The sequence below is a fragment of the Melaminivora alkalimesophila genome, from assembly GCF_000282995.1.
GTDB classification, from domain to species: domain Bacteria; phylum Pseudomonadota; class Gammaproteobacteria; order Burkholderiales; family Burkholderiaceae_C; genus Melaminivora; species Melaminivora alkalimesophila.
In genome coordinates, this window is the sequence record NZ_ALEE01000021.1 from 1 (window position 1) to 3,961 (window position 3,961).

Sequence of the window (3,961 nt, forward strand, 5' to 3'; positions counted from 1 at the left end):
CAGGCGGCAACTACCTTGACACGCACCGGACCGGCACCGCCCACAGCATGGGGTCGAGCCGATCTGCAGGCTGCTGCAGATCGCCCCGTCAGCGTACCGGCGGCACGCCGCCCGGCAGCGCGATGCGACCTTGCTCAGCACTCGAGCCCGTCGAGAGCAAGAACTGATGCCCCACATCGAACGGGTGTGGCAGGCCAACCTGCGGGTCTACGGCGCTGACAAGGTCTGGCGGCAACTGCAACGCGAAGGCCACACGGTGGCGCGCTGCACCGTCGAGCGCCTGATGCGCCGCATGGGACTGCGTGGCGTCGTGCGCGGCAAGGTGGTGCGCACCACGATCGGTGATGCGCGTGCGCCATGCCCGCAGGACCTGGTCAACCGGCAGTTCAGCGCGCAGCGCCCGAACCAGTTGTGGGTGAGCGACTTCACGTACGTGTCCACCTGGCAGGGCTGGCTGTACGTGGCCTTCGTGATCGATGTGTTCTCGCGTCGCATCGTGGGCTGGCGGGTGAGCACCAGCATGCGCACGGATTTCGTGCTCGACGCGCTGGAGCAGGCCCTGTACGCCCGCCAGCCCGGCCAGGACGGCCCGCTCGTATGTCACAGCGACCGCGGGTCGCAATACGTCAGCATCCGCTACACCGAGCGGCTTGCCGAGGCCGGCATCGAGCCATCGGTGGGCAGCAAGGGCGACTCCTACGACAACGCTCTGGCAGAGACGATCAACGGGTTGTACAAGGCCGAGTTGATCCATCGCCGGGGGCCCTGGAAGAACAGAGAGGCGGTGGAGCTAGCGACCTTGGAATGGGTGTCATGGTTTAACAACCATCGGCTGATGGCCCCGCTGGGCTACGTGCCGCCGGCCGAGTTCGAGGCCAACTACTATCGCAATCTTGAGCAGCAGGTCAGCCCGGCCTGACTCAAGCCAACCGGCCTCCGCGAAAACCGGGGCGGTTCACATCGTTCAATGCGCGGAATTTCTCGATTGTTAGCTTTTTTAGTTGAGTCTTAGGCATGGTGTGCGGAGTTTGTTTTTAAGTCCCTTGAAGAAACCTATCTTTGGCCGGAATCATCCACAGCCAATTCTTTGAGTTCCTGTCGAACTAACATTAAAAGGTGATCGGCTTTCTGTTCGCTGTCGCCGGAGTACGCCAAGGTCAGCAACGTGAGCGGGTGGATCTTCATCACTTCGCACAGTTCGGCCAGCTTGTGCAAGGTCGGGCTTTTCAGGTCGCGCTCCAGGGTACTCATGTAGGTGCGGCTAGACACGTCAGAGAACGCTTCCTGGCTCAAGCCGCGCGCCTTCCTGACCGTCTTCAATGCCTTCGCCAGCGAGTAAGTTGTTGCCACCTTGGGTTCCCCACAAATACCAAGATGACACCCCATTGCATCCTATAGAGCTACAATCTATAGTGTTCATTCAATGCCTGTGCTTTTACGGAAATCCGTATCGGCGGGTTCCTGTAGAGCCACGGAACCGCATCCGTGCTTGCGCACGAAGGCGCAAATCCGGTTTCGCGGTTCTGCGCTTCGACGTGGAACCGCGTTCGTGCACCATTGGATTTGTGGGATTGCCGACCATGCCGCAGCCGCTCACCACCGCCCCGGAACGCGCGCAACTGCTCGCCAACGGCGAGGCCCGCGCCGCTGGCCGGGCCATCGACCCGGTGCCCGTGGTGCGGCTGTTCACGCCGGACGCGCATGTGACCTGGCTGCTGGCCGCACTCGATCCCGCCGATGGCGACACCGCCTGGGGACTCATCGACCTGGGAATCGGGATGCCGGCGCAGGGAACCGTCAAGCTGTCCGAGCTGGCCGGCATCGTCGGGCCGCGCCAGCAGCCCGTGATGCGCGACCTCTATTTCCGCCCCACGCGCACGCTGTCGGAATACACCCGGCTGGCCGAGCGCGACGGAGCGATCCCGGACTGAATACGGCTTACTGTGACTTTTTCAGTCTGGTGTCATACCGGGTAAGTCTCAATCGGGATTCTTGCGGCGTAGCCCCACCAGTCTGACCCAAATAGACAGGATGCTTGGCGCGGGTCGCGGCAGGCTGGCTTGTGCAGTGTCCCCGGTCGGGGCGCTGCCGCCGCAGCATTGAGACGAATACCGCAACACATCGGAGCCAATCGGTCTTGACAGCCCCATCCGCCTTTGTAACCCATGACGTTCCGACGAGGGCGATGTAGCGCGTAGTTCTTCCGTGGCGGCGAGTCCTGTTCGCAGGAGGAGACGTCATGGTCAATCCTCATCACCTCGCGCATTGGTATCCGACTGCCGCATACCTGTATGTCTTTTGGCTGGATGCGCTCGCGCTCGCTTGGGAGTACCTGCGCAGGCATCCCGACTACCGGCTCGACTGGCTGCGCCGTCATGGCCGGCCTGAAGCAGCGCATCGCTGGGGCTTGCGCCTGCTGGAAGATCCGATGCTGGATGCGCGTGACGCGCATCCGGCCTGGCTGCCTGGTCATGCCGCCGTGGTGCAGCTCTACCCCGACGCTGATCCGCCGCAGGATGCCACCGCCTTCGCGTTCTGGCGCATCCCCGGCCACAAGCAACTGTTCCACGACGGCAAGAAGCTGGCGCTGATCGCGCGCAGCCCAGGCCATTGCCTGCGCTTTGCGCTGGCGCCCGGCCTGGAAGACGGCATGGCCGTGGCCTATGCCCAACGGAGCGGCACTGCCGCGCCTGTGCGCGGTCATGCACGCGGCGCGACCTTCGCTGCCACCACGCCCAGGCCAACACCTTCCGCGCTGCTGGAACTGCACACCTTGCAGGCGCTCGACGCGACCCTCGCGGGCGCGTCCTTGCGCGATGTGGGCGAAGGACTGTTCGGTGCCGACGCTGTGGCCGATTGGTACAGCGACGGCGGCCTGCGCTCGAAGGTGCGCCGCCTGGTGCGGCGCGGCGATGCGCTGATGCGCGGCGGTTATCGCCGCCTAGCACAGCTGCCCCCGCTTGAGAAGGGTCGTTCTGCATCCAGCGCAGATCGGCCCTGAGCAGGAGGGCTTCGTTTTCTGAGACTGCCTCCATCCGGTTGCGCTGTGCGGCCGGAGCTTTGACACCGATGGAGGTTCACACCATGCGTCCTGCTCCCTTGCGGCCTGCCGCCGCTGCCGCAACTGTCTCGACCACGGCCGCGCAGCCGCAACGCTATCTCACCAACGACGAAGCCGCAGACTACCTGCGCCTGTCGCCGCGCACGCTGGAGAAACAGCGCGTGTTCGGTAGCGGCCCCAAGTTCCGCAAGTTCGGCCGGCGCGTCATGTACGCCGTGGCCGACCTCGATGCCTGGGCCGCCGAGCGCAGCTTCGACAGCACGTCCGATCCCGAATACGCCGAGCACCATGCGGCGGACAGTCGTGCGCGCTGACCGCTGGCGCGCGGATGGCCTTCGCCCTGTCCAAGCCATCGCAGGAGCGCGAACAGCTCGACCTGTTCCGCGCCCTGCCGGGCGACATGGCGCCGCGCGACAGCCAGGACCTGATGGCCTTTCCGTTCTTCTCGCTGGCCAAGTCGCGGCGCACAGCGCCGATCGACTTTCGCGGAGGGAACGTCACGATCCGCGTGGAGGGCACGGCCGAGCATGGCATTGCCACCATCTGGGATGCGGACCTGCTGATCTGGGCGGCCAGCCAGATCGTGGAAGCGCGCGACGCGGGCCTGCGCCCGTCGCGCCTGATGCAGGCCACGCCCTACGAGATCCTGCGCTTCATCGGGCGGGGCACGTCGCTGCGCGACTACCAACGCCTGAAGGCGGCGCTGGACAGGCTGCAATCCACGACGGTGGCCACGTCCATCCGCGAAACCACTGGAAGGCGACTGCACCGTTTCTCATGGATCAACGAGTGGAAGGAACTGGCCGATGCCCGCGGCACGCCGCTGGGCATCGAGATGATCCTGCCGGACTGGTTCTATGCCGGGGTGATGGCGGTGCGTGTCAAGGTAGTTGCCGCCTG

The 3,961-nt window shown here is 64.9% G+C and carries 5 protein-coding genes and 1 pseudogene; 5 read left to right on the forward strand and 1 reads right to left on the reverse strand.

Annotated features, from left to right (window positions below):
- Positions 1-28 precede the first annotated feature (28 nt).
- Positions 29-919: pseudogene (locus A612_RS00145) on the forward strand (IS3 family transposase); the annotation flags it as partial.
- 134 nt (positions 920-1,053) lie between these two features.
- Here the strand turns inward: A612_RS00145 and A612_RS00150 are convergent.
- A complete protein-coding gene (locus A612_RS00150) occupies positions 1,054-1,350 on the reverse strand; it encodes a helix-turn-helix domain-containing protein (protein WP_040435230.1) in 297 nt (98 codons plus the stop codon).
- 230 nt (positions 1,351-1,580) lie between these two features.
- Between A612_RS00150 and A612_RS00155 the strand changes: the two genes are divergently transcribed.
- The 4 genes from A612_RS00155 to A612_RS00170 all read left to right on the forward strand — a co-directional run.
- A complete protein-coding gene (locus A612_RS00155; RefSeq protein ID WP_040435232.1) occupies positions 1,581-1,931 on the forward strand; it encodes a DUF2958 domain-containing protein in 351 nt (116 codons plus the stop codon).
- Between the two features lie 308 nt (positions 1,932-2,239).
- On the forward strand, positions 2,240-3,001 hold the full coding sequence (locus A612_RS00160; protein ID WP_040435226.1) for a DUF2285 domain-containing protein: 762 nt from the start codon (positions 2,240-2,242) through the stop codon (positions 2,999-3,001).
- A gap of 83 nt (positions 3,002-3,084) precedes the next feature.
- Positions 3,085-3,375 (forward strand): helix-turn-helix transcriptional regulator, encoded by a 291-nt coding sequence (locus tag A612_RS00165; RefSeq protein WP_040435228.1) that lies wholly within the window; start codon positions 3,085-3,087, stop codon positions 3,373-3,375.
- A 14-nt stretch (positions 3,376-3,389) separates the two neighbouring features.
- A partial coding sequence (locus A612_RS00170; protein ID WP_019372601.1) for a replication initiator protein A occupies positions 3,390-3,961 on the forward strand: 572 nt, incomplete at its 3' end.

Coding starts and splice junctions, on each gene's coding strand:
- A612_RS00160 (WP_040435226.1), top strand. CDS start 2,240: ATGGTCAATCCTCATCACCTCGCGCATTGGTATCCGACTGCCGCATAC.
- A612_RS00155 (WP_040435232.1), top strand. CDS start 1,581: ATGCCGCAGCCGCTCACCACCGCCCCGGAACGCGCGCAACTGCTCGCC.
- A612_RS00165 (WP_040435228.1), top strand. CDS start 3,085: ATGCGTCCTGCTCCCTTGCGGCCTGCCGCCGCTGCCGCAACTGTCTCG.